At 57.3% G+C, this 26843-nt stretch carries 26 protein-coding genes; 17 read left to right on the top strand and 9 right to left on the bottom strand.

Annotation, left to right across the window (positions count from 1 at the left end; all coding sequences use genetic code 11):
- Positions 1-13: 13 nt before the first annotated feature.
- The 3 genes from uhpC to ACT3IC_RS04495 all read right to left on the bottom strand — a co-directional run bounded on the left by uhpC (position 14) and on the right by ACT3IC_RS04495 (position 3571).
- Entirely contained in the window at positions 14-1315 is a 1302-nt protein-coding gene (uhpC, locus tag ACT3IC_RS04505) for an MFS transporter family glucose-6-phosphate receptor UhpC (RefSeq protein WP_156653971.1), read from the bottom strand.
- Between the two features lie 85 nt (positions 1316-1400).
- The gene (locus tag ACT3IC_RS04500) at positions 1401-2942 is read right to left on the bottom strand and encodes an MASE1 domain-containing sensor histidine kinase (RefSeq protein ID WP_156653972.1); all 1542 of its coding nucleotides are present in this window, start codon (positions 2940-2942) and stop codon (positions 1401-1403) included.
- Positions 2942-3571, bottom strand: coding sequence for a response regulator transcription factor (locus ACT3IC_RS04495; protein WP_156653973.1), 630 nt, complete (start codon positions 3569-3571; stop codon positions 2942-2944). Before ACT3IC_RS04495 ends, ACT3IC_RS04500 begins: the two co-directional genes overlap by 1 nt.
- Positions 3572-3966: 395 nt before the next feature.
- On the opposite strand from ACT3IC_RS04495, the gene tauA reads away from it, so the two are divergent.
- The 4 genes from tauA to tauD are packed head-to-tail and all read left to right on the top strand — an operon-like array spanning position 3967 to position 7361.
- Positions 3967-4929 (top strand): taurine ABC transporter substrate-binding protein, encoded by a 963-nt coding sequence (gene tauA / locus ACT3IC_RS04490; RefSeq protein WP_180210286.1) that lies wholly within the window; start codon positions 3967-3969, stop codon positions 4927-4929.
- Positions 4930-4939: 10 nt separating this feature from the next.
- The gene (gene tauB / locus ACT3IC_RS04485; protein ID WP_156653975.1) at positions 4940-5707 is read left to right on the top strand and encodes a taurine ABC transporter ATP-binding subunit; all 768 of its coding nucleotides are present in this window, start codon (positions 4940-4942) and stop codon (positions 5705-5707) included.
- The gene (gene tauC / locus ACT3IC_RS04480; RefSeq protein ID WP_103178422.1) at positions 5704-6531 is read left to right on the top strand and encodes a taurine ABC transporter permease TauC; all 828 of its coding nucleotides are present in this window, start codon (positions 5704-5706) and stop codon (positions 6529-6531) included. Before tauB ends, tauC begins: the two co-directional genes overlap by 4 nt.
- Complete coding sequence (tauD, locus tag ACT3IC_RS04475) at positions 6528-7361, top strand: taurine dioxygenase (protein WP_473476353.1); 834 nt, start codon at positions 6528-6530, stop codon at positions 7359-7361. Before tauC ends, tauD begins: the two co-directional genes overlap by 4 nt.
- A 44-nt stretch (positions 7362-7405) precedes the next feature.
- On the opposite strand, the gene olsF is transcribed toward tauD, so the two are convergent.
- Together olsF and hemB are read right to left on the bottom strand one after the other, a co-directional pair.
- Entirely contained in the window at positions 7406-9094 is a 1689-nt protein-coding gene (gene olsF / locus ACT3IC_RS04470) for a bifunctional ornithine lipid synthase OlsF (protein ID WP_473476351.1), read from the bottom strand.
- Between the two features lie 127 nt (positions 9095-9221).
- A complete protein-coding gene (gene hemB, locus ACT3IC_RS04465; protein WP_103178425.1) occupies positions 9222-10196 on the bottom strand; it encodes a porphobilinogen synthase in 975 nt (324 codons plus the stop codon).
- 525 nt (positions 10197-10721) lie between these two features.
- On the opposite strand from hemB, the gene ACT3IC_RS04460 reads away from it, so the two are divergent.
- Positions 10722-13496, top strand: a complete 2775-nt coding sequence (locus ACT3IC_RS04460) for an autotransporter outer membrane beta-barrel domain-containing protein (RefSeq protein WP_420193632.1) — start codon at positions 10722-10724, stop codon at positions 13494-13496.
- 67 nt (positions 13497-13563) lie between these two features.
- Positions 13564-14190: a helix-turn-helix domain-containing protein gene (locus ACT3IC_RS04455; protein ID WP_156653979.1), complete on the top strand. Its 627-nt coding sequence runs from the start codon at positions 13564-13566 to the stop codon at positions 14188-14190.
- A 2-nt stretch (positions 14191-14192) separates the two neighbouring features.
- On the opposite strand, the gene ampH is transcribed toward ACT3IC_RS04455, so the two are convergent.
- The gene (gene ampH, locus ACT3IC_RS04450; protein WP_473476347.1) at positions 14193-15350 is read right to left on the bottom strand and encodes a D-alanyl-D-alanine-carboxypeptidase/endopeptidase AmpH; all 1158 of its coding nucleotides are present in this window, start codon (positions 15348-15350) and stop codon (positions 14193-14195) included.
- Positions 15351-15636: 286 nt separating this feature from the next.
- Here ampH and sbmA point away from each other — a divergent pair, with 286 nt between their 5' ends.
- On the top strand, positions 15637-16857 hold the full coding sequence (gene sbmA, locus ACT3IC_RS04445; protein WP_159339700.1) for a peptide antibiotic transporter SbmA: 1221 nt from the start codon (positions 15637-15639) through the stop codon (positions 16855-16857).
- Between the two features lie 14 nt (positions 16858-16871).
- Entirely contained in the window at positions 16872-17972 is a 1101-nt protein-coding gene (locus ACT3IC_RS04440) for a DUF1615 domain-containing protein (RefSeq protein WP_103178430.1), read from the top strand.
- Here the strand turns inward: ACT3IC_RS04440 and ACT3IC_RS04435 are convergent.
- Positions 17969-18271 (bottom strand): DUF2755 family protein, encoded by a 303-nt coding sequence (locus ACT3IC_RS04435; RefSeq protein ID WP_103824002.1) that lies wholly within the window; start codon positions 18269-18271, stop codon positions 17969-17971. The genes ACT3IC_RS04440 and ACT3IC_RS04435 overlap by 4 nt on opposite strands.
- A gap of 246 nt (positions 18272-18517) precedes the next feature.
- On the opposite strand from ACT3IC_RS04435, the gene ACT3IC_RS04430 reads away from it, so the two are divergent.
- On the top strand, positions 18518-18736 hold the full coding sequence (locus ACT3IC_RS04430; protein ID WP_039031465.1) for a DUF2754 domain-containing protein: 219 nt from the start codon (positions 18518-18520) through the stop codon (positions 18734-18736).
- Here ACT3IC_RS04430 and ddlA read toward each other — a convergent pair.
- Positions 18733-19833, bottom strand: coding sequence for a D-alanine--D-alanine ligase (ddlA, locus tag ACT3IC_RS04425; RefSeq protein ID WP_156655435.1), 1101 nt, complete (start codon positions 19831-19833; stop codon positions 18733-18735). The two genes, ACT3IC_RS04430 and ddlA, sit on opposite strands and share 4 nt — an antisense overlap.
- Positions 19834-19939: 106 nt before the next feature.
- Here ddlA and ACT3IC_RS04420 point away from each other — a divergent pair, with 106 nt between their 5' ends.
- The 5 genes from ACT3IC_RS04420 (at position 19940) to adrA (ending at position 24379) form a co-directional block, all read left to right on the top strand.
- Entirely contained in the window at positions 19940-20659 is a 720-nt protein-coding gene (locus ACT3IC_RS04420; RefSeq protein WP_159339701.1) for an extensin-like domain-containing protein, read from the top strand.
- A 133-nt stretch (positions 20660-20792) separates the two neighbouring features.
- Positions 20793-22001: a multidrug efflux MFS transporter gene (locus tag ACT3IC_RS04415; RefSeq protein WP_103178434.1), complete on the top strand. Its 1209-nt coding sequence runs from the start codon at positions 20793-20795 to the stop codon at positions 21999-22001.
- Between the two features lie 243 nt (positions 22002-22244).
- Positions 22245-22505: an anti-adapter protein IraP gene (gene iraP, locus ACT3IC_RS04410; protein WP_103178435.1), complete on the top strand. Its 261-nt coding sequence runs from the start codon at positions 22245-22247 to the stop codon at positions 22503-22505.
- A 347-nt stretch (positions 22506-22852) separates the two neighbouring features.
- Entirely contained in the window at positions 22853-23173 is a 321-nt protein-coding gene (gene psiF / locus ACT3IC_RS04405; protein ID WP_103178436.1) for a phosphate starvation-inducible protein PsiF, read from the top strand.
- A gap of 90 nt (positions 23174-23263) precedes the next feature.
- Entirely contained in the window at positions 23264-24379 is a 1116-nt protein-coding gene (adrA, locus tag ACT3IC_RS04400; RefSeq protein WP_290554741.1) for a diguanylate cyclase AdrA, read from the top strand.
- 14 nt (positions 24380-24393) lie between these two features.
- Here the strand turns inward: adrA and proC are convergent, their stop codons facing one another.
- Positions 24394-25203 (bottom strand): pyrroline-5-carboxylate reductase, encoded by an 810-nt coding sequence (proC, locus tag ACT3IC_RS04395; RefSeq protein ID WP_103178437.1) that lies wholly within the window; start codon positions 25201-25203, stop codon positions 24394-24396.
- Between the two features lie 86 nt (positions 25204-25289).
- Here proC and ACT3IC_RS04390 point away from each other — a divergent pair, with 86 nt between their 5' ends.
- The 3 genes from ACT3IC_RS04390 (at position 25290) to yaiA (ending at position 26789) form a co-directional block, all read left to right on the top strand.
- Positions 25290-25748 carry a YaiI/YqxD family protein gene (locus tag ACT3IC_RS04390; RefSeq protein ID WP_103178438.1) on the top strand — a complete coding sequence of 153 codons (459 nt, stop codon included), beginning with the start codon at positions 25290-25292 and terminating at the stop codon, positions 25746-25748.
- A gap of 273 nt (positions 25749-26021) precedes the next feature.
- Positions 26022-26546, top strand: coding sequence for a shikimate kinase AroL (gene aroL / locus ACT3IC_RS04385; RefSeq protein ID WP_473476335.1), 525 nt, complete (start codon positions 26022-26024; stop codon positions 26544-26546).
- Positions 26547-26597: 51 nt separating this feature from the next.
- On the top strand, positions 26598-26789 hold the full coding sequence (yaiA, locus tag ACT3IC_RS04380; RefSeq protein ID WP_103178440.1) for a protein YaiA: 192 nt from the start codon (positions 26598-26600) through the stop codon (positions 26787-26789).
- Positions 26790-26843 lie beyond the last annotated feature (54 nt).

Below are 26843 nucleotides of genomic sequence, written 5' to 3'. Positions count from 1 at the left end.
TATTCAGCCCTTTTTATGACGTTATGTGACTGCGAGAAGCGGTGATGCCCGCCATCAGCAGCGGCATCAGGAGTAAACCCATCAGTACGGCGGCGATGGAGAGCAAACTGAACATCCCCGACCAGCCGTAGCGTTCGATAACCTGCGACAGCGGCCACCCGGCCAGCGCCGCCCCCAGATAGGCAAACACGCCAAGAAAACCGGTAATCGAGCCTGCTGCCTGCTTGTGCCCGCACTCCACGGCGGCAAGGCCGATGAGCATCTGCGGACCAAAGACAAAAAATCCCACCGTAAAAAAGCACATCGCCAGCAGGGCGTAGTGGTGAACCGGGGCCAGCCACAGGGCGGCGACCGACACCATCAGCCCCAGCGTAAACAGTAAAATCATCGGCGCCCGCTGGCCGCTGAACAGCAGATCCGACCCCCATCCGGCGAAGAGTGCCCCCAGCAGGCCGCCCACCTCGAACAGCATCACCGTGGCGTTGGCGCTCAGCAGGTTCACCCCGTGGCTCTCCGCCAGCCAGATGTTGCCCCAGTCGTTGAGGGCAATGCGGATCAGATAGACCAGCACATAGGAGGCCCCGAGCAGCCAGATCATCGGGTTTTGCAGCATGGTGGTGCGTAACATCTGCCACAGCCCCATCGGCGGGCTCTGCTGCTCCTGGCGCAACTCCAGCGGATCGTTGCGCCACTCCCCGACCGTCGGCAGACCCTCTTCCTGCGGTGTGCCCCGCAGTTGTGTGGTCAGCCACAGGCCGAGCACGATACTGATGATCCCCGGTGTCAGCATCGCCGCCTGCCAGCCCCAGCGATGGGCGGCGAAGGCGCAGATCAGCGGAATAATCGCCCCGCCGATGTTGATGGAGGTGTTCCAGCACCCCCACCAGAAGCCGCGCTCGTTGCGCGAATACCAGTGGGTGAGCAACCTGGCGCAGGGCGGCCATCCCCATCCCTGAAAGAAGCCGTTCAGCGTCCAGATAAACAGCAGCAGGGGCAGGGAGTCGCCGAAGGCGAACAGCACGTTCAGTACCCCGGTCGCCATCAGGCCGATGCCCATAAACGCCCGCTGGCCCTTGCTGTCGTGCCACAGTCCGGCGGCAAATTTCGACAGGCCGTAGCTGAGGTAGAACAGCGATCCGATCAGGCCGATATCGCTCTTGCTTAACCCCAGATCCAACTGCAATGCGGGCAGCACGTAGTTGAGGCTTTTACGCGTCAGGTAAAACGCGGCGTAGCCAGTGACCATGCAGAGCAGCAGTCGCGGGCGCAGCCGGCGGTAGCGTTGTGTAACCTGTTCAGCTGACAGTGCGGGCATGGCGTTCTCCATTTGCAATGACTGTATGAAAGCGCGACGAAAAAGGGATGAGAGAAAGTCTGGCGTGACTAAGACTTTTTCCTGGTTAGCGGTGTGTTTGTTGCAAAACTGTGGGCAGGTTAACAATTACGCGTGTGCCGCCCTGGGACTCCAGGGTGAACTCGCCGCCCAGGGCATGCACCCGCTCGCGCATCCCCTGGATGCCGAAGCCGGGGATCTGCTGCATGCTGATACCGTTGCCGTTATCCTTAACCTCCAGCCGCAGCTGGTTATCCTGCTCACAGAGCAGGACGCTGACCTCGCTGGCATCGGCATGTTTGCTGACGTTATTCAGCAGCTCCTGGAGTAAGCGATAGAGGGTGAAGACCAGGGTTTCACTCTGCGGCGGAGCGGTGAGCCGGTAGTCAAACCGACACTGAATGCCGCGCTCGGCAAAGGCGAACTCGTTCACCAGGTGGTGCAGCGCCTCGTTCAGGGAGAGCTCGTCCAGCACCGGGGGGCGAAGCTGGCGCAGCAGCTGGCGGGTGGAGTGGTGAATGCGGCGGGCCAGCTCGTTGATCTGCCCGGCGGCCTCTAACGCCTGCGGATTATCCCCCGCCCGTTTTACCAACTGGGACTGGATCTGAATGGCGGTGATGTTCTGCCCAATCTCGTCGTGCAGCTCCCGGGCCAGGTGCTTGCGGGTATCTTCTTCGGTATGGATCAGCTTTTCGGTCAGCTCGCGTCGGGCCTGCAATTCTGCCTCCAGCCGACGACGATAGTGATCGAGGTTCATCGCCAGATGTTGCTGGCGGCTGATAGCGATCCCCAGCCCAATCCCCAGCAGCGACTGGGTGGCGAGAAAAATTTCCAGCTCCAGCAGATCGCTGAACCCTACGCCGACCTGACGGGCAATAGTGATCATCATGCTGCCCAGCAGCCCGGAGAGCACGCCCCCCTGCCAGCCAAACTTCCACGCCATCACCACGTTGGGCAGAAACACCACAATCAGCAGCAGCCGCTCCAGGGAGGGGGAGAGCACCATCTGGGTGCCGATACCGATGATAAAAAAGAGGCTACACCAGATGATAAGCGAGGTGCGCAGCGGCGGGTTGCTGGTATCGAGCCCCAGCAGATGGTAGCGATGCTGCTGGCGCAAAAACTCAAACACGAGGTAGACGAACGGCGTCAGCAGCACCCCGCCGGTAAAGGAGGCCAGCACCAGCAGGGTGGCCGGGCTTTCAAGGAACGGCGCCAGGATCAGGGTCTGGAGCAGGGCATTGAGGGTCACTGCCGCGATCAGCAGCGACAGACGCTGCCAGTAGAGGGGATAGCGGTGCCAGTAGCGCTGCGCCAGCCACGCGCAGACGGTGCCTGCCAGGGGCACCACCAGAATCAGGTGATGAGTCAGCAGCTGTTCGCCGTGCAGCCAGAACATCGCCGACAGCGGAGGGAGGATCAGCGCCGGCCAGAAGCGGCGCGAAAGCACAATCAGCAGCGCCAGATAGACGCCCTGAGGCAAAAACAGGGCCGCCTGCTGCCCGTTGCGGGTGAGGTAAAAGCTCAGCGTCCACAGCATCAGCCAGCCGGTGCCCCAGGCCAGCATAATAAACAGCGAGAGGATGATGTGCCGCAGGGCGCGCCGCATTAGTGGCCCGTCAGCAGCTGGTGATCGAGGGCAAAGTGCACCAGCTCAATGGTGCTGCTGCACTGCAGTTTGCCCAGCACGTTGGCGCGATGAACATGGACAGTTTTGTGGCTGAGCTCAAGCTGGAAGGCAATCTCCTTCACGCTTTTGCCCTGGACCAGCAGCTCGAACACCTCTTTCTCGCGCGGGGTCAGTACCGCCAGCGCCTGTGATACCGGCTCACCGCCGCGCAGGGCTTTAACCGCATCGGCACACAGATAGTGGCCGCCCATGCCGACGGATCGGACCGCCTGGACCAGCTCCTCCGGGCCGCAGCGCTTGGTGAGATAGCCGCTAGCCCCGGCGTCCAGCGCGCTCTGCACAAAGGCGGGGGTGTCGTAGATGCTGAGGATAATGGCGCGAAATCCCGGGCGCTGCTGGCGCAGGCGTTTGAGCAGGCTCAGGCCGTTCTCATCGGGCATGGCGACGTCGAGCACCGCCACATCGATGGCCTCGCGGCTAAGGGCGGCCCAGGCCTCTGCGGCGCTGCTGTACTGGCCTTCCACCACCAGATCGTCTTCCAGATTTAACAGCTGGGCGAACCCGGAACGCACCACCACATGGTCGTCCACCAGCACCACTTTGATCATCTCAGATACCTTTACGAAGTCATTCGCCTATGATGCCTGTCAATGGTTGGCTGGCAATTGTGCAGCTGCGGTTATGTAACGGATGTAACAAAATTGCAATAAAGGTTTGGGTAGTAAAGTAGACCGGGTAAGGCGTAGTCGCCACCCCCTGGCACGTTCACCGGTTCTGGTATACCAGAGCAGCACGGACCGTGAAGTGAACGGAACTACCTCTACCGTTACATATTTCTTTGCCCACACGAGTCAAATAGCCCTCACCCCAATCCCTAAAATCCAACTATCTATTGCCGCTTTTTTTCTAAAAACGATTCGGCATTAACGATGCTTTTTAATTCCTTTATCAAAATTCTCGCCGCGGAAATACTGCCTCCATAACAACTACGGGAGCAGACACCATGGCAATTTCATCGCGTATCACCTTACTCGGCGCCCTGGCGCTGTGGGTATTCCAGGCGCAGGCGGTAGATGTCACCGTTGCGTATCAAACTTCCGCTGAGCCCGCGAAAGTGGCCCAGGCGGATAAAACCTTTGAGAAAACGAGCGGCGCCAACGTGGACTGGCGTAAGTTCGACAGCGGCGCGGCCATCGTGCGGGCGCTGGCTTCCGGCGACGTGCAGATTGGCAATCTCGGCTCCAGCCCGCTGGCGGTGGCCGCCAGTCAGCAGGTGCCGATTGAAGTTTTCCTGCTGGCCTCGCAGCTCGGTAATTCCGAAGCGCTGGTGGTGAAGAAAAACATCACGAAGCCAGACGATCTGATCGGCAAACGCATCGCGGTGCCCTTTATCTCCACCACCCATTACAGCCTGCTCGCCGCCCTGAAACACTGGGGGATCAAACCGGGCCAGGTGGAGATCATCAACCTGCAACCTCCGGCGATCATCGCCGCCTGGCAGCGTGGCGATATCGACGGGGCTTATGTCTGGTCCCCGGCGGTAAACGAACTGCAAAAGGACGGCAGCGTGCTGACCGACTCCGCCCAGGTGGGCCAGTGGGGATCGCCAACCCTCGACGTGTGGGTGGTGCGTAAAGACTTTGCCGGGAAACACCCGGAGGTGGTGAAAGCCTTCGCCAGAAGCGCCATCGACGCTCAGCAGCCCTACATTGCCAACCCGGATGAATGGCTGAAACAGCCCGCCAATATCGAAAAACTGGCCCGCCTGAGCGGGGTGCCGGAAGCCGACGTGCCGGGTCTGGTAAAAGGCAATACCTACCTGACGCCTGCCCAGCAGTTGCAGCAGCTGTCAGGCCCGGTGAATAAAGCGATTGTTGATACCGCAGGGTTCCTGAAAGAGCAGGGCAAAGTGCCCGCGGTGGCGGCGGACTACAGCCAGTACGTCACCGATCGCTTTGTGAAGTAAGGAGGGCCGGATGCTGAATATTACAAATCTCTACGCCGATTACGCTGGCAAGCCTGCGCTGGAGGATATCAACCTGACGCTGGACAGCGGCGAGCTGCTGGTGGTGCTCGGTCCGTCCGGCTGCGGGAAGACCACGCTGCTGAATCTGATCGCCGGGTTTGTACCTTATCAGCATGGCGCTATCCAGCTGGCAGGGAAAAAGGTGGTCGGACCCGGTGCCGAGCGCGGTGTGGTCTTTCAGAACGAAGGGTTGCTGCCCTGGCGTAACGTGCAGGAGAACGTCGCCTTCGGGCTACAACTGGCGGGCACGTCGCGTGATGAGCGGCTGGCAACCGCACGGGAGATGCTGAAAAAAGTCGGGCTGGAAGGGGCGGAAAAACGCTTTATCTGGCAGCTCTCCGGCGGCCAGCGTCAGCGCGTCGGCATCGCCCGGGCGCTGGCGGCCAATCCGCAGCTGTTGCTGCTGGATGAACCTTTCGGTGCGCTGGACGCCTTTACCCGCGAGCAGATGCAAACTCTGCTGCTACGCCTGTGGCATGAGACCGGCAAGCAGGTGCTACTCATCACTCACGACATCGAAGAAGCGGTGTTTATGGCCACCGGGCTGGTGCTGCTCTCGCCGGGGCCTGGGCGGGTGCTGGAGCGTCTGCCGCTCAACTTTGCCCGCCGCTTCGTGGCGGGCGAGCCGGTGCGCAGCATCAAGTCCGACCCCGATTTTATTGCCCGGCGCGAATATGTGCTGAGCCGCGTGTTTGAACAGCGGGAGGCCTTCTCATGAGCATTGTGGTCAATGACAAAACGGCGCGCAAACGGCTGACCCTGCGCTGGCCCTTTTCCCGTTCGTTGACGCTCAGCGTCACCACCCTGTTGGTGCTGCTTGCGGTGTGGTGGGCAGTGGCGGCGGCGCAGTGGATAAGCCCGCTCTTCCTGCCGCCGCCGGGCCAGGTGCTGGTGAAACTCTTTACCATCGCCGGTCCGCAGGGGTTTATGGATGCCACCCTGTGGCAGCATCTGGCGGCCAGCCTGGGGCGCATTCTGGTGGCGCTGCTGGCGGCGACGATCGTCGGGATCCCGGTGGGCATTGCGATGGGCTTGAGCCCGACGGTGCGGGGCATTCTCGATCCGCTGATCGAACTTTATCGTCCGGTGCCGCCGCTGGCGTATCTGCCCCTGATGGTGATCTGGTTTGGCATCGGCGAGACCTCGAAGATCCTGCTGATCTACCTGGCGATTTTCGCCCCGGTGGCAATGTCTGCGCTGGCGGGGGTCAAAAGCGCCCAGCAGGTGCGGATCCGCGCGGCGCAGTCGCTGGGCGCCAGCCGTGCGCAGGTGCTGTGGTTTGTGATTTTGCCCGGCGCGCTGCCGGAGATCCTGACCGGGCTGCGCATCGGCCTCGGCGTCGGCTGGTCAACGCTGGTGGCGGCTGAGCTCATCGCCGCCACGCGCGGATTAGGCTTTATGGTCCAGTCGGCGGGGGAGTTCCTGGCGACGGACGTGGTACTGGCAGGGATCGCGGCGATCGCCGTGATCGCCTTCGGATTAGAACTGGGGCTGCGCGCGCTACAGCGCCGCCTGACGCCCTGGCATGGAGAGATACAATGAGTGAACGTCTGACCATTACCCCGCTGGGGCCGTATATCGGCGCGCAAATTTCCGGGCTGGATGTGACCCGCCCATTAAGCGATAACCAGTTTGAGCAGCTCTATCACGCGGTGTTGCGCCATCAGGTGGTATTCCTGCGCGAGCAGGCGGTGACGCCCCAGCAGCAGCGCGCCCTGGCGCTGCGGTTCGGCGATCTGCATATCCACCCGGTCTATCCCCATGCCGAGGGGGTAGAGGAGATCATCGTGCTGGATACCCATAACGATAATCCACCGGATAACGACAACTGGCACACCGATGTCACCTTTATCGAGACCCCGCCCGCCGGGGCGATCCTCGCGGCGAAACAGCTGCCGCAGAGCGGGGGAGATACGCTGTGGGCCAGTGGAATTGCCGCCTTTGAGGCGTTATCCACCCCGTTCCAGCAGCTGCTGAGCGGCCTGCGGGCGGAGCACGATTTCAAAAAATCGTTCCCGGAGTATAAGTACCGTAAAACGGAAGAGGAGCACCAGCGCTGGCGGGAGGCGGTGGCAAAGCATCCGCCGCTGCTGCACCCGGTGAGCGGCAAGCAGGCGCTGTTCGTCAACGAAGGCTTTACCACGCGAATTGTTGACCTGAGCGAGAAAGAGAGCGAGGCGCTGTTAGGTTTCCTCTTCGCCCATATCACCAAACCGGAGTTTCAGGTGCGCTGGCGCTGGCAGGAGAACGATCTGGCGATCTGGGATAACCGGGTGACGCAGCATTACGCCAATGCCGATTACCTGCCGCAGCGGCGGATAATGCATCGGGCAACGATTTTAGGGGATAAGCCATTTTATCGTGCCCCATGACAGAGGCACCCGTAGGCCCGGTAAGGCGAAGCCGCCACCGGGCGCTACAAATGTGCCTCGATATACCGCTGATAACGGCTGGCTTTCAGATAACACAAATCCACCAGCACCAGCCCGTCCACGCAGTTGTTGAACGCCGGGTCGCTGCCAAAATCGATAAACTGCACGCCGCCGGGCTCGCACAGCTCGGAATACTGCTTGTACAGCGGCGGGATGCCGCATCCCAGATTGCCAAGCAGTGATTTCAGCCGGGTCAGATCCTCCACATAATCTTCGCCCCCAAACTGCGACAGCACGTCGGGCAATGAGGCGGGGTACGGGCGGCGCGAGGTCGCCAGCGGATGAGTGGCCGGGAACCAGAGCCGGTAAAAGGCCACCAGCAGATCCCGCGCCGCGGGCGGTAATCCCCCGGAGATGGAGACCGGTCCGAACAGGTAACGATAGTGCGGGTAACGCGCCAGATAAGCACCAATGCCGGACCACAGGTAGTCGAGCCCGCGGCGTCCCCAGTAGCGCGGCTGAATAAAGCTGCGCCCCAGTTCAATCCCGTGCTCCAGGATCTCATCCATGTCGTCGCCGTAGTGAAACAGGCTGTGGCTGTAGAGGGCATCCCGTCCCTGGAAGGCGGTCGGCATAAAGCGGTAGGCGCCTACAATCTCCAGATCGTCGTCATCCCATAAAATCAGGTGCAGATAGTCATCGTCATAGCGATCGGTATCGCGCCGTTTACCGCTGCCTTCGCCCACGGCGCGAAAAGCAATCTCCCGCAGGCGGCTCAGCTCGCGCAGGATCGGCACCTCTTCCTGGCCGTTGCGCTGCCACAGATAGATGCTTTTGCCATCGGCGGTAATGCCCAGACGCTCCGCCTGCGCCAGGGCGCGCTTCAGGGTGGCACGATCTTCCGGGCGGGCAATGGCGGACTCGGTTTTGAACACACCCGGCAGTCCCTTGCCGAGGCGCAGCACGTGCTGGCGGCACTGCTCGGCCATCTCCCGGGCGGAGAGCGTGGGGCTGTACCAGTGGTGCCAGCCGATCTGCTGGCCGATTTTCACCGGCAGGCGGCTGTGGCGACGGCGAAACATCTGCTGCATCAGCAGCAGCATCGACAGCTGCGGCGAGAGCAGGGTGGTGGCATAAAACAGCAGGCTGTTGCGGGCGGGGATATTAACCGGCAGCAGCGGGGCGCGGAATTTGCCCGCCAGTTTGATAAAGCCGGGGTGCCACTTTTTATCGTGGATCCCGGTGCGCGTGGGGCGGGAGACCTCCCCCGCCGGGAAGAAGATCAGCACCCCACCATTTTGCAGCTGCTGCTCCATCAGGGCGAACGACGATTTCCCTGTCCGTCCGCCCATGTTATCCACCGGAATAAACAGCGCACTCAACGGTGCCAGATGCGTCAGCATGCGGTTGGTCACCACTTTCACGTCCCGGCGCACGCGGGAGAGGGCATACAGCAGCGCCAGTCCGTCCAGCGTACCGGTGGGGTGATTCGCGATAACAATCAGCGGGCCGTGGGCGGGGATCTGTTCGAGGTCGTGAGCCGGAAGGGTACAGAGGATATCAAGATGCTCCAGAATCTGTTCCACCATATCGAGCCCTTTCAGGTGACGGTGGTCGGCGGCAAATTGCTGAAATTCCGCTTCGTATAAGAGCTTCTTTAACACGCTTTTTTGCCAGGGTGCAGGTTTTGCCTGCGGCCAAAGGTCATCGAGAACGCTGTCGAGACTAAACATGGTGGCTCCTCCTCCTGTTCTGCTGAGACAGTAGAAGCGCCAGATGTCGATTGTATTGCAGGGGGGTGAAGCTTGTGTTCCAGGTCCGTAGGCCGGGTAAGGCGAAGCCGCCACCCGGCAATAGGGATTAACGCAGAATTTTCTTCTCGGCCAGATCCAGCGCGAAGTAGCTGAAGATCAGATCCGCACCGGCGCGCTTGATCGCCCCCAGGCTTTCGAGGATCACTTTCTCTTCGTCGATCGCCCCCGCCTGGGCGGCGAATTTGATCATCGCGTACTCGCCGCTCACCTGATAGGCGCCCAGCGGCAGTTCGGTGCGCTCGCGGATGTCGCGCAGGATATCCAGATAGGCGCCCGCCGGTTTCACCATCAGGCAGTCAGCGCCCTGCGCTTCGTCGAGCAGCGACTCACGGATCGCTTCGCGGCGGTTGAGCGGGTTCATCTGGTAGGTTTTGCGATCGCCCTTCAGGGCGGTACCGGCCGCTTCACGGAACGGACCGTAGAAGGAGGAGGCGAACTTGGTGGAGTAGGACATGATCGCAGTATCAGTGAAGCCAGCGGCATCCAGCGCCTGGCGAATGGCCTGCACCTGGCCATCCATAGCAGCAGACGGAGCGATAAAGTCCGCGCCTGCGGCGGCAGCCACCACCGCCTGTTTGCCCAGGTTCTCCAGAGTGGCATCGTTATCCACGCCGTGATCGCACAGCACGCCGCAGTGGCCGTGGGAGGTATATTCGCAGAAGCAGGTGTCGGACATGACGACCATCTCTGGCACCGTCTGTTTGGCGATGCGCGACATACGCGCCACCAGACCATCCTCTTTCCAGGCATCGCTGCCGGTGGCGTCGGTATGGTGGGAGATGCCGAAGGTCATGATTGAGCGGATGCCTGCGTTGGCAATGCGTTCAATTTCGCGCGCCAGATGCTTCTCAGGAATGCGCATCACGCCCGGCATGGCGTCGATGGCTTTGTAGTCGTCGATCTCTTCTTCAACAAAAATCGGCAACACCAGATCGTTCAGGGACAGGGTTGTCTCTTCAAATAATGCGCGCAACGCCGGGGTTTTGCGCAGGCGACGGGGACGAGCAATTAAATCGGTCATGATATGCCTGAGGTAGTGAATCGAAGAGGGACAGTGTACCTGAAATGCAGCCGGACTGTTTTACTAAAGTTGTCGTTTAGGTTGAGAATGCAGGGCGGTGGGAGCGGTATTATTTATGGTTTTATATTTTACTTCCTGAAATAAGTTTACATTATAATATCGCGCGAAAATTATCTGAATCTGGATATAGCTAGCCCTGGTAATATCCTAATCCTTCTCATTGTTTTTTTAAAATTGCTATTATTATTTATATGTTATATTTCTCATTCGCTTTTATTTAATAATTTCTGATGATCTTTCGCCTTGTGTTTCTTTTGTTTCGATTGAATGCAACTCTTTGTTATTTGTGCTTTTTATTATTATTTTTTATATTTTAAAAAGTGCCTGTATTATATTGTCTGTTTTCGGACATAATTACTACATTCATTGAACTATTTTCTTTAGCGACTGCATAATTCTCCTCGCAATATATTTGCACTGTATTTACGGACAAACTTGCTTACGTCCCTGAGGAGGGATGACCCAATGCAAACATGGAAAAAGAAATTTGTTGTATCTCAACTTGCATTAGCCTGTACGCTGGCTATCGCTTCTCAGGCCAATGCAAAAGATATTTCTGGTAGCACTTATAACACTTTTGGATATGATAATACGTCTACCTCTGCCTGGTATAACGGCTACTCCGACTGGAATTACTCCAGCGCGACCCACGACAACGATATCTATCCTGTCATTAACAAGTCGACGGTAAACGGCGTTATCTCAACGTATTACCTTGATGATGGCGCGGGCGGGCATGCCAATTCGCTGTCAATCTCCAACAGCACCGTCAACGGTATGATCACCTCCGGTTGCATGACCACCGAATGTGATGGCGGTTTGAATGCGGATGGTACAACGCATAACCAGTACGATCGTTTTAGCCTGAATGTCGACAATTCCACCATCAACGATACCTACGAGCACTACGCTTATGACGTCGTTGACGGCACCAGCACGACCACCCGTTACTGGGATACTTACGCGCTGGGCAATGCCATTACCCTCGACGTAGAATCGGACATCGTTATTCAAAACAACTCCCACGTGGCCGGTATCACTCTGACTCAGGGCTATCAGCAGCTGGATAACACGCCGTATGATGCTGTGACCGGCATTGAAGACAACAGCCATGTCTTTACCAATACCCTGCAGGTTAACGATTCGGTTGTCACCTCCGGCGCCTACAGCGATCTGGGCACCAACGGTTTTTACGGTCAGTCGGCGAAACCGAGCGATTACGGCGAGAGCAACGCCACGGCTGCGGATGATGCAGCGCTGATCGTCAGTGCCAGCAGCGCGGATAACGCCATGCAGACCACGGCTAACTTCGATCACTCCACGCTGAGCGGCGATGTACTGTTCACCAGCACCTTCGACAACAACTTCTATCCAAATGGCGATCCGGCTACCGATACCACCGCTGACGGCGTCTACAACCCGACCACCAACGGCTGGGATGGCACTGACAAACTGGATCTGACCCTTACCAACGGCAGTAAGTGGGTCGGCGCAGCCGTCTCCAGCGTCGAGGCGATTGGGCCTTCTCAGATGTATGGTCTGGGCTACAGCAGCGTCGACTGGCGTAGCCTGGAGCCAAACAGCATCTGGCCTGAATCCACCTTCAACAGCAATGGTCATCTGGTGGGCAACCAGGTTTATCAGAGCGGTCTGTTCAACGTCGCGCTGGATAACGGTTCCGAATGGGATACCCGTAAGCAATCCAACATTGACAAGCTGACCGTCAATAACCGTTCGCAGGTCAACGTAGAAAGCTCTGGCTTACTGGCGGACAGCATCACTCTGACCAACGCGTCGACCATGAACATTGGCGATTCCGGTGATGTGGCAACCGACAGCCTCTATCTCGACAGCGCAAGCCGGACCACCCTGACTCAGGAAACGGCGGCGCTGTATGCCAACACCATTACCGTGGATAACCATGCTGAACTGGCGCTGGGTCTGGGCCAGGTCGATACCCACAAAATGGTGCTGACCGATGGCGGCGTGCTGAATGTTGCCAGCCGTGATTATGTGTTCAATTCCGATCTGAACAATGCTCGCTATATCACCAATGATATCCACCAGGCTGATTACGATTACGGGGTGATCGCCCTGAACTCTGACGGTCATCTGGCGGTGAACGGTGAAGTGTCCGGTAACTATAAAGTGCGTCTGGATAACGCAACCGGCGCGGGTTCTGTCGCTGACTACAAGAATAAGGAAATTATTCGCGTTTACGACAATAACGCCGATACGCAGGCCAGCTTCACCGCAGCCAATAAAGCGGATCTCGGTGCTTACACCTATCAGGTACAGCAGCAGGGCGATACCGTGGTGCTGCGTCAGGAGCGTCTGACTGATTACGCCAACATGGCGCTGAGCATTCCTTCTGCCAACACCAACATCTGGCATCTGCAGCAGGATGCGCTCGCTAACCGTCTGACCAACAGCCGTCATGGCCTGGCAGACAACGGTGGCGCATGGGTGAACATCTTCGGCGGTAATTTTGACGGCGATAATGGCACTATCCATTACGATCAGGACGTTAGCGGCATCATGGTGGGCCTCGATACCCATATTGATGGTAATAACGCTGACTGGATCGTCGGTGCGGCAGCGGGCTTTGCGAAAGGCGATATGAATGACCGCAGCGGCCAGGTGGATCAGGACAGCCAGACCGCAATGCTCTATTCCGCGGCGCGCTTTGCTAACGATCTCTTCATCGATAGCTCCCTGAGCTATTCGCGCTTCAATAACGATCTCTCAGCGAACATGAGCAATGGTGAATATGTCGATGGCAATACCACGACTGACGCCTGGGGCTTTGGGCTGAAACTGGGTTACGACTGGAAACCGAACACTGCCGGTTACCTGACCCCCTATGCAGCCATTTCCGGTCTGTTCCAGTCCGGGGACGACTACCGCCTGAGCAACGACCTGCGTGTGGGAAGCCAGTCTTACGACAGCATGCGTTATGAAGCCGGTATTGATGCAGGTTATACCTTCGGTTATGGCGACGACCAGGCGCTGACGCCGTTCTTCAAACTGGCCTACGTTTATGACGATGCCGGTGAAGATGCCAAAGTTAACGGCAACAACATCGATAACGGTGTGAAAGGCTCTGCGGTGCGCGTAGGCCTGGGGACCCAGTTCAGCTTCACCAAAAACTTCAGTGCGTACACTGATGCCACCTATTTGGGTGGGGGGGATGTCGATCAAAACTGGGGCGCTAATCTGGGTGTGAAATACACCTGGTAATATGTCTGATGCGGGGAGGCCTGCCTCCCCGTTGTTATAGCGTCAGTTAAGGATGACCTGAGATCTCATGAACCGTTATGCAAAACCCATTTCTGAGTTCTCCCGACTTGAACAGTGCCTGGCGGCGCACAGCACACCATTTACGCTTCCTGCAATGCATCCTGTCTTCGGGGATTGCGATAAAGAAAATGAAAACGCAGTAGTGCTGCAGTCGGGCACGCTCAGTATCCACCGTCAGCAGGACGATCTGCTGATAGAGATTGTCACCGCACCTTATATCTTCGGGCTGAATGCCGGCATGATGGGCTGCAGCACCGAATACCTGCTGGTGACGCAATCCCCCTGTACCGGTTTCTGGCTGCCTGCATCCGGGGCCCGCCAGCTGATCCAGCAGGCCGGTTTATGGTCCGATGCCTTCTGCTGGCTCTCCTGGCACCACCGGGTAATGGAGATCCGCGACAAACAGCTGGTGGGCAACAATTCGTACAGTCAAATCCGTTCCACGTTGCTGGATATGGCCCAGTGGGATGAGACGCTGCGTATGCGGGTGGGGGTCATGAACTACATTCAGCGCCGCACACGTATTTCGCGTTCCGTGGTGGCAGAAGTGCTGGCGGCGCTACGTCAGGGGAACTACATCACTATGGACAGGGGCAAGCTGGTCAGAATCAACCACTTGCCCGCTGAATATTAGCGTCAGGAGGCCGGGATAACCCGCGGTTTGTCCTCGCTCAGCTCCACCACCAGCTGGTTAACGCCGTCGCTCATGTTGACGAAACGCGTGAGCGGCGAGCGCGTTACCACCACAAATACGCCCACGTTAGATTGCGGGATCATCGCCATATAGGTGATGAATCCGCCGCCACCGCCGGTTTTCTGAATAATGCCAGGCCGTCCATTTTTAGGTGCCATATAGACCCAGCCAAGGCCCAGCGCGTCCGCACGGCCTGGTACATCCATCCCGATCACCCGGCTTAACTGGCTGCGTTGATAGATCAGAGTCTGCATTCTGTCGGCCTGGTTGCTGCGCGCGTAGAAATCAGAGGAGAGGAACTGCTGCATCCAGCGCATCATGTCGCCAGGAGTGGAGTAAACCCCGCCGCTACCGACCGCCGCCAGGGTGTTATTACACGGGCTGGCCCCTTTCTCTGCCACCATCAGGCGTTTGCACTGATCGGGTGACGGAGTAAAGGTAGTATCTTTCATCCCCAGCGGACGGGTGATCTGCTCTTCGAACAGCTGGGCGTAGGGCTTGCCCGCGGCGTTGCCCAGCGCATCGGCCAGCAGATCGAACGCCAGGTTCGAATAGGCGGCCTGGGAGCCCGGGGATGATTTCAGGGTGGCTGTCGACAGCCAGTTCCAGCGCTGATCGCGGGTTGGCCAGACGAAGACCGGACGGTGGGCCGCGCCGCCTGGCTGTTCGCGCGGCAGGGCGCTGGTGTGGGTAGCCAGGTTGACGAGCGTAATCGGCGCGCCCTGATATGTCGGCACCCGGGCGCCCGGTGGCGCATATTTACTTAACGGATCGTTGAGCTTAACCACGCCCTGATCGAGCAGTTTCACCAGCATCTCACTGGTCATTAACTTGGTCAGGGAGGCGATGCGCACTACAGAATCAAGCTGCGGATGGATATTATTGCCCGGGCGCGTTTCGCCAAAGCTGCGGAATACGCGCTGGTTGCCGTCAATCGCCACCAGAGCCATCCCCGTTGCGCCACTGCCGTAAAAAATATGATTCGCGTAGCGATCAACCACATCGGAGGCAAAAGCCGGGTCGGTAATCGGCTCGACAGCCTGCGCGCTGGTGAGGCTGGCCGCATACAGCGCGGCGGAGAGGAACAGACAACGTTTCAACGAAAGTATCCATGAAGTGAATGAAAAAGTATGCGTATTTATACTACTAAAGACCATAATGCAAAGGCCTGAACAGCATAACGATAGCGTGAAAAACGTAACCGCGGGTAAATACGAACAATTTCGTTATTACCGATCTCATGTTTTGTGACATTGCGCTTATGATACCTGCCTGGTTCATTGGCTTTTCCGCTCGGGTGGCGGTTGACGGCGAACTAATACAGGGCCCACAGGTCTGATAATCCGTCGTCCACAGCAGTATCGATAACTACAAGAAGGAAGCGTTATGTTTAAGTCGTTTTTCCCAAAACCGGGACCCTTTTTTCTCTCGGCCTTTATTTGGGCTCTGATCGCGGTCATTTTCTGGCAGGCGGGTGGCGGGGCCTGGTTTGAGCGTCTGGTTGGCGCTACGGGTGATGTGCCGATCAGCGCGGCACGTTTCTGGTCACGCAGCTATCTGATCTTCTACGCCTATTATGCGTTCTGCGTTGGGGTGTTTGCCCTGTTCTGGTTTGTCTGGTCGCCGCACCGCTGGCAGTACTGGTCGATTCTCGGCACCGCGCTGATTATTTTCGTCACCTGGTTTCTGGTGGAGGTGGGCGTGGCGGTCAACGCCTGGTATGCCCCGTTCTATGACCTGATCCAGACCGCCCTCAGCGCGCCGCACAAAGTCTCTATCAATCAGTTTTATCATGAAGTGGGCGTGTTCCTCGGTATCGCGCTCATCGCCGTTGTTATTGGCGTAATGAATAACTTCTTCGTCAGCCACTACGTCTTCCGCTGGCGTACCGCGATGAACGAACACTATATGGCCCACTGGCAGCAGCTGCGCCATATTGAAGGTGCCGCCCAGCGTGTGCAGGAAGACACCATGCGCTTTGCCTCCACGCTTGAGGATATGGGGGTCAGCTTTATCAACGCTATTATGACCCTGATCGCCTTCCTGCCGGTGCTGGTCACGCTGTCGGCGCACGTGCCGGACCTGCCGATTGTCGGTCATCTGCCCTATGGCCTGGTGATCGCCGCGATTGTCTGGTCGCTGATGGGCACCGGCCTGCTGGCGGTGGTGGGGATCAAACTGCCGGGGCTGGAGTTCAAAAACCAGCGCGTTGAGGCCGCCTACCGTAAAGAGCTGGTCTACGGCGAAGACGATGCCAGCCGCGCCTCGCCGCCAACGGTGCGTGAGCTGTTTGGCGCGGTGCGCCGGAACTACTTCCGCCTCTATTTCCACTACATGTATTTCAACATTGCCCGCATTCTCTATCTGCAGGTGGATAACGTTTTCGGTTTGTTCCTGCTGTTCCCGTCGATTGTAGCCGGTACGATTACGCTGGGTCTGATGACGCAAATTACTAACGTCTTCGGTCAGGTACGCGGGTCGTTCCAGTATCTGATCAGTTCATGGACCACGCTGGTGGAGCTGATGTCCATCTATAAACGTTTGCGCAGTTTTGAACGTGAGCTGGATGGTCAGGATCTTCAGGAAGTTACCCATACGTTGAGTTGATACAGGGAGCTGTTATGTCTTTTACCGTACCGCGCGCGTTACCCTTATCCCTGCTTGCCGCCCTGGTGTTGGCCGGGTGTGCTGAGCAAGGGGCTGCGCCGCTGAAAAAGGGCGAAAAGCCCGTCGACGTGGCAAGCGTGGTGCGGCAAAAAATGCCCGCCACGGTAAAAGACCGGGACCAGTGGGCCTCGGCGCTGGCGAAAACCTTTGAGAGCCAGAAGATTGCCCCTACCGAGGAGAATATCTGCTCGGTGCTGGCGGTGGCACAGCAGGAGTCGCTGTATCAGTCCGATCCGGCGGTGCCGGGGCTGAATAAAATCGCCTGGAAGGAGATTGACCGTCGCGCCGAAAAACTCCACATCCCGGTGTTTCTGGTCCACACGGCACTGAAAATCAAATCGCCAAACGGCAAGAGCTACAGCGAGCGGCTGGATACGGTGAAAACCGAGAAGCAGCTCAGCGCCATCTTCGATGACTTTATCAATATGGTGCCGATGGGACAGACGCTGTTTGGCTCTCTCAATCCGGTACATACCGGTGGTCCAATGCAGGTCAGTATCGCCTTTGCCGAAAAGCATACCGACGGCTATCCGTGGAAAATCGAGAACACGGTTCGCCAGGAGGTCTTCTCCCTGCGCGGCGGACTCTGGTTCGGCACTTACCATCTGCTGAACTACCCCGCCAGCTATACGGTGCCGCTCTACCGCTTTGCTGACTTTAACGCGGGCTGGTATGCGAGCCGCAATGCGGCGTTCCAGAATGCCGTCAGCCGCGCCAGCGGGGTGAAGCTGGCTCTGGATGGCGATCTGATCGCCTATGGCAGCAGTAACGCAGGGAAGACAGAGCTGGCGGTGCGCAAGCTTTCAGGCAAGCTGGACATGAGCGACAGTGAGATCCGTCGGCAGCTGGAGAAGGGCGACAGCTTTGCATTTGAGAAAACCGAGCTCTATCAGCAGGTCTTTAAACTGGCGGAGCAGAAGAGTGGCAAGGCGTTACCGAGAGCGATGCTGCCGGGGATCCAGCTTGAGAGCCCGAAAATCACCCGCAATCTGACGACAGCCTGGTTTGCCCAGCGCGTTGACGATCGCCGGGCGAAGTGCATGGCGCTCAACTAGCGATAACGGCGCCAGCGCACGTAGAGGGCAACGGCGCCCAACACCATGAGCCCGACAAGGAAGGGGATCAACCCGAAGACGGTGCTGACACCGAGCCCAATCTCAACGCGCGGACGGCCGCTCTCTTCGACCTGCATCAGGTGCTCATAGACGCCGGGAGCATGCACCAGAATATTGAGCAGCTGTGAGCCAGCCCAGAAGCAGAAAAGCACAAACAGCGCGTATGCAATATTTCCTGCCGTGGAGGTTTTTGGTTGCCTGGTGTTGAAGATGGGCTTTGACATCGTAAAATCTGCCATACATACCTCCGAGTGTTCTGACTGGCTATGTGCCTGTTGTACACGTCAAGTTTGACAGCTCATGGCTGTTGTCAATATCGGAATGTTGGTAAATTGGCCTGGAGAATTCTCCTGGTTTGTCGAATTTTGCCGCACATCACAGATTTTTTACTTAAGTGAAATCCCCGCACATTTCAGATTTTCCGCACAGGCCGCAGACCTGAAGACAAATCTGTGCGAGGATAGATTTTTTCTTCTGGAGCGACCATGAAACTGCCTGCCAAAATTCGCCGTGACTGGCATTTCTACGCCTTTGCTATTGGGCTTATCTTTATTCTGAATGGGGTGGTGGGGCTGCTGGGCTTCGAAGCGAAAGGCTGGCAGACCTATGCGGTAGGGCTGGTGACCTGGGTTGTCAGCTTCTGGCTGGCGGGGTTTATTATTCGCCGTCGCCCGGAAGAGACGACGGCGAACGACGCGGATTAACCGTTTACTGAAATCTGCAGGGCGCTGTCAGCGGCATGTCGCTCCAGCGCCAGCTCAATCAGGCGGGTGATCAGATCCGGGTAGCTGAGACCGCTGGCCTGCCACAGTTTCGGGTACATGCTGATGTTGGTGAAGCCGGGCAGGGTGTTGATCTCATTGATCACCACGCGGTTGTCCGCCGTTAAGAAGACGTCGACGCGCGCCATACCGCGACAGCCCAGCGCCTGATAGGCTTCGATGGCAATTCCACGGATCGCGTCGTTAACGTCAGCCTCCAGCGCCGCGGGTACCACCACCTGCGCGCCCTTGTCATCAATGTATTTGGTGTCGTAGGAATAGAAGTCGCTGTTCAGCACCACTTCGCCACAGGTACTGGCCTGCGGGAAATCATTGCCCAGCACCGCGCATTCAATCTCACGCCCTTTAATTCCCTGCTCAACCACCACTTTATGATCGAAGGTGAACGCCAGACGTACCGCTTCGCTGAACTGCGCTTCGCTGTTCACTTTGCTGACGCCCACGGAGGAGCCCTGGTTAGCCGGTTTGACGAACAGCGGCAGGCCGAAGCGGGCGCTGAGATCGGCAAAGGTGTGTTGCTCGCGGTTGGCGCGGGTCAGGGTAACAAAGGGCGCCACGTTCAGGCCAGCGTCACGCAGCAGGCGTTTAGTGACATCTTTATCCATGCAGGCGGCAGAACCGAGGACATCGGAGCCGACGAACGGCAGGTTCGCCATGCGCAGCATCCCCTGCAGGGAGCCATCTTCACCCAGCGTGCCGTGGACAATCGGGAAAATGACGTCGAGCTGTGAAAGCGTCTGTCCGGTACCGGCATCGATAAGCTGGCCCTGCGTCACGCCCGGCACGGTAGCAACGCTGACCTCAGACGGATTCAGCGCAATATGCGCCGGATCGTCGGCGTTAAGCAGATAGCCCTGCTCGTCGTTAATGTGCCATTGACCCTGTTTATCAATGCCCAGCAGCACGACCTCAAAGCGGCTCTTATCAATCGCGTTAACGATATTTTTGGCCGATTGCAGCGACACTTCGTGCTCTGCTGATTTTCCCCCAAAGACAATACCTACCCGCAACTTCGCCATCACGTACACTCATCCACTCAGACTCAAAACCCCTACCATATCACGATGCCCGGCGGGATTCGCCGCCTTCTGCCATAATGTTTTGACACATTGCGAAGGGGGGTGAGTGAAAGGAAAAAGCCTGATTATCTGTCTAATCCTCATTGCTGCGGCTATTGCGGGCTACCGCTGGCTGCCGTCTTATTACAATCCGTTTGCACCGCTCACGCTTGACGATCCCCCCGGTACCCTGACCCAGTTTAAGCTCCGTCGCCTGACGCCTGAGCATTGTGATGTGCTGCTGGCGCAGGCTAATGCGCGTCAGCTGATCCGCACCCAGGCGGTGGCCGACAGCACGGGAGAGTGTCCGCTGAGTGATGTGGTGCGCGTGCGTAGTTTTGGCTCCGTCAGTCTTAGCAGCAGTTTTCTTGCCAGCTGCCCGCTGGCGCTCAGCTCGGCGTTGTTCGTCAACCAGCAGGCCCGGCCCATCACCGAAACCATGATGGGCAGCGGTCTGTCGCGCATTGACCATTTCGGCAGCTTTGCCTGCCGCAATATCTATCACCGCGCCAACGCCCGACGCAGCGAGCATGCCACCGCCGAGGCGCTGGATATCAGCGGCTTTACCCTGGAAAACGGTCAGCGAATTTCGGTTCTGCGCGGCTGGAAGAGTGCCTCCACCGAACCCTGGCTGCGTGCGCTACTCAGTGCCAGCTGCGGCTATTTCGGTAACGCGCTGGGCCCGGACTATAACGCCGCCCACGCCAACCATTTTCACCTTGGGATGCGGGGGGTTGGCTACTGCCCGCAAAGCATAAATCACCAGCAAAAAGGGGAAAATATGTGACATATTTCACAAATATGATGACTGGGAAGATAAAACCCCAAAGAGACGCCGGGCGCATCTCTGACAACGTCCGGTGAAAGGTAACTTGCTAATCTGATAACGAATTTACGTAATATGAAGACAGTGCTCGCCTATGGAATCGTGGAAGGTTAACCTTATTTCGGTCTGGTTTGGTTGTTTTTTCACCGGCCTTGCCATCAGCCAGATTTTGCCGTTTTTGCCGCTGTATGTCTCCCAGCTTGGCGTCTCGTCGCACGAAGCGTTGTCGATGTGGTCAGGGCTCACCTTCAGCGTCACGTTTCTGGTTTCGGCCATCGTCTCGCCCATGTGGGGCAGCCTTGCGGACCGTAAAGGGCGCAAGCTGATGCTGCTGCGCGCCTCGCTCGGCATGGCGATTGCGATCCTGCTCCAGGCCTTTGCCACCAACGTCTGGCAGCTTTTTCTGCTGCGCGCGCTGATGGGGCTGACCTCCGGTTATATTCCTAACGCGATGGCGCTGGTGGCGTCGCAGGTTCCCCGGGAGCGCAGCGGCTGGGCCATCAGTACTCTGTCGACGGCGCAAATCAGCGGCGTGATCGGCGGCCCGCTGATGGGCGGCTTTCTGGCAGACCATGTGGGTCTGCGCGCGGTATTTCTGATCACAGCGATCCTGCTGGTGGTAAGTTTTCTGGTAACGCTGTTTCTGATCAAAGAGGGGGTTCGCCCCACCGTCAGCAAGGCGGAGCGGCTGAGCGGCAGGGCGGTCTTTGCCTCGCTCCCTTATCCGGGCCTGATGATCAGCCTGTTCATCACCACCATGGTTATCCAGCTTTGCAACGGCTCGGTGGGGCCGATCCTCGCGCTGTTTATTCAGTCGATGGCACCCGAGAGCAATAATATCGCCTTCCTCAGCGGGATGATTGCCGCGGTGCCGGGGATCTCCGCGTTGATGTCCGCCCCACGTCTGGGCAAGCTCGGGGACCGCATCGGCACCGGGCGTATTTTGATGGCGACGCTTATTGTGGCGGTGGTGCTCTTTTTCGCCATGTCCTTTGTCACCACCCCTTTGCAGTTGGGCGTGCTGCGCTTTCTACTCGGCTTTGCGGATGGCGCCATGCTGCCCGCCGTACAGACCCTGCTGATTAAGTACTCCAGCGATCGGGTCACCGGACGGATCTTCGGTTATAACCAGTCGTTTATGTATCTTGGGAATGTTGCCGGTCCGTTGATGGGGGCCGCGGTCTCGGCGATGGCCGGTTTCCGCTGGGTATTTGCCGCCACCGCTGTGGTGGTGCTGGTAAACATTCTGCAACTGGCGTGGGCGATGCGCCAGCGCCGCCTGCAGGAAGTCCGCCGTTCTTAATGTAGCTATATAATATATTGATATCTGGCCGCCATTATCATTCCTGTGAAATGGCGGTTCTTGTATTTAATTCAGGTTACGCAGAAAAAAAGAAAAATTTAATTTAAGTCGCATTTTTACCGGCCGTACAGAAACGCATTTATGCGCCATGTGGGATTTCCTTAAAAATAGTACTTTTACCCACTTTGCAAGTCTCAATCATAATGATAACGTCGCAAAAAAACGTGATAAGGAAATAGCGCTGTGAAAAATCTAATTGCAGAGTTGTTAGTTAAGCTGGCAGAAAAGGAAGAAGAGTCAAAAGAGCTTGTGGTTCAGGTTGAAGCGCTGGAAATAGTGGTTACCGCCCTGCTACGACAGATGGCGCAAAGCGATCAACAGGCGCTGATCGAAAGCGTGGAAGGCGCGCTGGATGAGGCCAGGCCAGATGCACAGGTTCCGGCCCAGGACAGCGAAATGCTGCAGCAATACGTAAAAAAGCTGCTACGGCACCCGCGCAGCTGACCCATTATTTGACCTGAGTTGTTGTCAAAAACCGTCACCCCGGTTGCCTGTCGTCGCTCTGTTTTATTTTTATCTTTCCTCAATGGGAAAAATAAGTGAAACAGAGCGCACGTTATATTCCATAGCTTACCTCGCGACATTATCCCCACAATTTATGCTGTAAATGTTCTCTCTATCCTGGTACCGGGCATATGACGCTGCCGCCGGCCCAACATATTATTCTGCTTATTAGCGACGGCATGAGCCACGCCGAAATAACCACTGTGCGAAATTATCCCGATGGCGCGGGTGGTTTTTTTAGCAGTACGAACCAGACTTAAGGAGATCATTCACAGAAGGAAAGTGCTATGAAAATCACACTACTGGCGACCCTGCTCCTTGGCCTGTTCTCTCTTACTCCCGCGGGGGCGCAAGATCAGCCGCTCACACCGCAACAGCAACGTATGACCACCTGCAATCAGCAGGCGACCGCCCAGGACCTGAAGGGCGACTCCCGTAAGAGCTATATGAGCGATTGCCTGAAAAACGCCTCCTCTAAACCCAACGAAAAAAGCCTGACGCCGCAACAACAAAGGATGCGTGAATGTAACTCCCAGGCGACCCAACAATCCCTTAAAGGGGACGACCGGAGTAAGTTCATGAGCGCCTGCCTGAAGAAAACTGGCTAGTTCAAAAGGGTGAGCGTTCCGTTTGGCTCACCCGAAATATCATACTTAGCGCCAGATAACCCTTTCTATAATTTGGGAAAATGCTTTTGAGTGTTCCCAATGACCATGAATGATGAAAACATTTACAGCAAAGTCTATGCCCGGGAAGGGATAAATCTGGCGCTTTCGGCGGATGAGCATCATCGCTCAGGAATTCGTCTGGCCCGTCGTTTACGGCTCCCGCGTGCGGCGGGCCTGGCTTTTCTGTTTTTCCCTGTTGCCAGCGTGCTGACCGCGCAATCGGTTAACGGCGTCTGGTGGCTTTTGCTGGTTGGATGGGCCTTTGTCTGGCCCCATCTGGCCTGGCAACTGGCGATGCGCTCTGCCAATCCCCATCACAATGAGATGTTTAACCTCAAAGTCGATGCCATTATGGCCGGGGTATGGATTGGACTGATGGGCGTTAACGCCATGCCCACCGCGGCGCTGGTCATGATGATGAGCATGAACCTGATGGGCGTGGGGGGGATTAGGCTGTGTGGTACAGGATCATTGATGACCGCGCTGGCGGCGCTGGTTACCCAGCAGCTGATGCACATTCCGGCAGGCTTTATCAGTACCCCGCTTGAGGTCTGGCTCGCCCTGCCGGGGATTGTTGGTTATCCGATGCTATTTGCCTGGGTAAGCTTCCGTACAACCAGCCGTCTGGTGGAACATAAGCGCCGTCTTGAGTTGATGAGTACTCTGGATGGGATGACAGGGGTATACAACCGTCGTCACTGGGAAGTGTTGCTGCGTACAGAATTTGAAAACTGCCGTCGCTATCACCGGAGCGCCACGATCCTGCTGATCGATATCGATCACTTCAAAGGCATTAATGATACCTGGGGCCATGACGTAGGCGATCAGGCGATTCTCGCCGTGACCCGTCAGCTACAACTGACGTTACGCGCCAGCGATATGATTGGTCGCTTTGGCGGCGATGAGTTCGCGGTAATCATGAGCGGAACGCCAGCGGAAAACGCTATTGCGGCAATGTCGCGGGTCCATGAACGGCTGGCGGAACTGCGCCTGCCGGGCGCTCCGCAGGTAAAGCTCTGCATCAGCGTCGGTGTCGCGCCGCTCACGACGTCGATGGTGCATTATCAGGAATGGTTAAAAGCGGCGGATATTGCACTTTATAAGGCGAAAAATGCCGGACGTAACCGTACCGAAGTGGCCGCCTGACGTCCGGCTGTCGGTCAGGATTTGCTTAGCAGCTCTGACTTTTCCATGCACTTGTTCATGGCTTCAATGACCGCTGCCCGGAAACCGCGCTCCTCCAGCACCCGCACCGCTTCAATGGTTGTGCCGCCCGGAGAGCAGACCATATCTTTCAGTTCGCCCGGATGTTTGCCGGTTTCCAGCACCATTTTGGCGGAGCCCATTACCGCCTGCGCCGCAAATTTATAGGCCTGCGCGCGCGGCATCCCGCCCAGCACCGCGGCATCTGCCATCGCTTCGATAAACATAAACACGTAGGCGGGCGCTGAACCGCTGACGCCTACCACCGGGTGGATCATCGCCTCGGCAATCACTTCGGCCTCTCCGAAGCAGCGGAAAATATTGACGACATCGGCAACCTCTTCGGGGGTCACCAGCGCGTTAGGGGTGATAGAGGTCATGCCCGCTTTTACCAGCGACGGCGTGTTGGGCATGGCGCGGACGATTTTACGGTCGTGGCCCAGCGCGCGCGCCAGCTGATCGAGGGTGATGCCTGCCGCGATAGAGACCACCAGCGTCTCTTTATTGAGGCTGGAGGTGATATCGCTCAGGACTTTCACCATCATGTTCGGCTTCACCGCGCCGAAGACGATATCGGCCACCTGGGCCACTTCCTGGGCGCTTTGCGCGGCGTTAATCCCGTACCGATCGTGCAGGGCGGCGACCTTGTCCGGTGATGGGGTGTAGACCCAAATCTGGCCAGGCTGCACCTGACCGCTGGCAATCAGACCGCCGAGAATGGCTTTGCCCATATTACCGCAGCCGATAAAACCGATTTTCTTCTCCATCACGTCTCCCTCTCAAACTTTGTTATGATTGTGGCACTTTAGCCTATCAGGTTTTGTTACGCAGCATTATATGCCGGAGAGAGAAGATGGCGATTTGGGTGGATGCCGATGCGTGTCCCAATGTGATTAAAGAGATCCTGTTTCGTGCTGCCGAGCGCGTACAGATGCCGCTGACGCTGGTGGCGAACCAGAACCTGCGCGTGCCGCCGTCCCGATTTATCCGTTCCTTGCGCGTACCGGCCGGCTTTGATGTGGCCGATAACGAAATTGTACGCCTGTGCAGCGCGGACGATCTGGTGATCACCGCCGATATTCCACTGGCGGCGGAGGTGCTGGAGAAAGGGGCCGCAGCGCTCAATCCGCGCGGCGAGCGTTATTCGCCAGCTACTATCCGTGAAAAGCTGACGATGCGTGATTTTATGGACACGATGCGCGCCAGCGGCGTGCAGACCGGCGGGCCGGACAGCCTCTCCCAGCGCGACAGGCAGCAGTTCGCCGCCGAGCTGGACAAATGGCTGCTGGAAGTGAAGCGCCGCCAGGGGTAATCATCGCTGCGTGAGCGGTTTTGGTCATTATTACCGCAATCCGGGGTTGTCAACGGCGGGTGGGTTCAGGTAAGGTGAGCGCACCGTTTAGTGCAATGTTTTCTTTACAGGATAACCCTCGCTATCTCTTGGGTTGACTTAACTGTCAGTTTAACATCACGCCTGATGTAATAATTATTTTACGGTTAACGTGTGTACTAGCTTAATGGTATCATTGTACTCTTTTCGACTTCACGCACCGCATGCGCGCGGCATCAAAGGGAACACCTGGTCATGACCCAGCCTATTTTTTTAATTGGCCCCCGCGGCTGTGGCAAAACCACCGTCGGTCTTGAACTGGCTCGTCTGTGTCAGAGTGAATTTGTCGATACCGATCACTGGCTACAGACCCATGCCGGGCAAAGCATCGCTGAGATTGTTGAGCAGGAAGGGTGGGAGAGTTTTCGCGCCCGCGAAACGGCGACCCTCGAGGCGGTGACCGCAGGCTCCGGCATTATCGCCACCGGCGGCGGCATTATTTTGTCCGCTTACAACCGTCAGTTTATGCGTGAAAAGGGCCGGGTGATCTATCTTTGTGCCCCGGTGCCGGTGCTGGTCGGGCGTCTCGAAGCCTCGCCAGAAGAGGGACAGCGCCCAACCCTGACCGGCAAACCTATCAGCGAAGAGGTGAGCGCAGTGCTGGCGGAGCGTGATGCGCTCTATCGCGAAGCCGCTCACCACGTGGTGGACGCCTCCCTTCCTCCTGCGCAAGTGGTGCTAAATATCGTCGCTGCGCTTCATCTGGCATGCGCCAGCTAACTGATGTCTATACTGATAGTTCAGCCAACCTAATAAAATAAAGGATGAACTATGCCAACCAGACCTCCCTATCCGCGTGAAGCCCGTATTGTTGCCGTTGAGAAAGGCGCAACGGGCAAGACTGTCACCTGGTATCAGCTGCGTGCTGACCACCCGAAACCGGATTCACTGATCAGTGAACATGAAACGGAGCAGGAAGCGAAGGATGCGAAAGTGCGTTACGAAGATCCCGATAAAGCCTGAATTAAATCTGAATACGGTCAAAACCGTACCGTAATCACACTATTCAAAAAGCGT

Source organism: Leclercia sp. GHBNCSD, assembly GCF_055805075.1.
The sequence above is the reverse complement of the archived record's forward strand: the minus strand, read 5'-3'. Positions and strand labels throughout refer to the sequence as shown.

Bases quoted from the DNA above. Each gene is read 5' to 3' on its own strand.
- uhpC (WP_156653971.1), bottom strand. From the start codon at position 1,315: ATGCCCGCACTGTCAGCTGAACAGGTTACACAACGCTACCGCCGGCTG.
- ACT3IC_RS04500 (WP_156653972.1), bottom strand. From the start codon at position 2,942: ATGCGGCGCGCCCTGCGGCACATCATCCTCTCGCTGTTTATTATGCTG.
- ACT3IC_RS04495 (WP_156653973.1), bottom strand. From the start codon at position 3,571: ATGATCAAAGTGGTGCTGGTGGACGACCATGTGGTGGTGCGTTCCGGG.
- tauA (WP_180210286.1), top strand. From the start codon at position 3,967: ATGGCAATTTCATCGCGTATCACCTTACTCGGCGCCCTGGCGCTGTGG.
- tauB (WP_156653975.1), top strand. From the start codon at position 4,940: ATGCTGAATATTACAAATCTCTACGCCGATTACGCTGGCAAGCCTGCG.
- tauC (WP_103178422.1), top strand. From the start codon at position 5,704: ATGAGCATTGTGGTCAATGACAAAACGGCGCGCAAACGGCTGACCCTG.
- tauD (WP_473476353.1), top strand. From the start codon at position 6,528: ATGAGTGAACGTCTGACCATTACCCCGCTGGGGCCGTATATCGGCGCG.
- olsF (WP_473476351.1), bottom strand. From the start codon at position 9,094: ATGTTTAGTCTCGACAGCGTTCTCGATGACCTTTGGCCGCAGGCAAAA.
- hemB (WP_103178425.1), bottom strand. From the start codon at position 10,196: ATGACCGATTTAATTGCTCGTCCCCGTCGCCTGCGCAAAACCCCGGCG.
- ACT3IC_RS04460 (WP_420193632.1), top strand. From the start codon at position 10,722: ATGCAAACATGGAAAAAGAAATTTGTTGTATCTCAACTTGCATTAGCC.
- ACT3IC_RS04455 (WP_156653979.1), top strand. From the start codon at position 13,564: ATGAACCGTTATGCAAAACCCATTTCTGAGTTCTCCCGACTTGAACAG.
- sbmA (WP_159339700.1), top strand. From the start codon at position 15,637: ATGTTTAAGTCGTTTTTCCCAAAACCGGGACCCTTTTTTCTCTCGGCC.
- ACT3IC_RS04440 (WP_103178430.1), top strand. From the start codon at position 16,872: ATGTCTTTTACCGTACCGCGCGCGTTACCCTTATCCCTGCTTGCCGCC.
- ACT3IC_RS04435 (WP_103824002.1), bottom strand. From the start codon at position 18,271: ATGGCAGATTTTACGATGTCAAAGCCCATCTTCAACACCAGGCAACCA.
- ACT3IC_RS04430 (WP_039031465.1), top strand. From the start codon at position 18,518: ATGAAACTGCCTGCCAAAATTCGCCGTGACTGGCATTTCTACGCCTTT.
- ddlA (WP_156655435.1), bottom strand. From the start codon at position 19,833: ATGGCGAAGTTGCGGGTAGGTATTGTCTTTGGGGGAAAATCAGCAGAG.
- ACT3IC_RS04415 (WP_103178434.1), top strand. From the start codon at position 20,793: ATGGAATCGTGGAAGGTTAACCTTATTTCGGTCTGGTTTGGTTGTTTT.
- psiF (WP_103178436.1), top strand. From the start codon at position 22,853: ATGAAAATCACACTACTGGCGACCCTGCTCCTTGGCCTGTTCTCTCTT.
- proC (WP_103178437.1), bottom strand. From the start codon at position 25,203: ATGGAGAAGAAAATCGGTTTTATCGGCTGCGGTAATATGGGCAAAGCC.
- ACT3IC_RS04390 (WP_103178438.1), top strand. From the start codon at position 25,290: ATGGCGATTTGGGTGGATGCCGATGCGTGTCCCAATGTGATTAAAGAG.
- aroL (WP_473476335.1), top strand. From the start codon at position 26,022: ATGACCCAGCCTATTTTTTTAATTGGCCCCCGCGGCTGTGGCAAAACC.
- yaiA (WP_103178440.1), top strand. From the start codon at position 26,598: ATGCCAACCAGACCTCCCTATCCGCGTGAAGCCCGTATTGTTGCCGTT.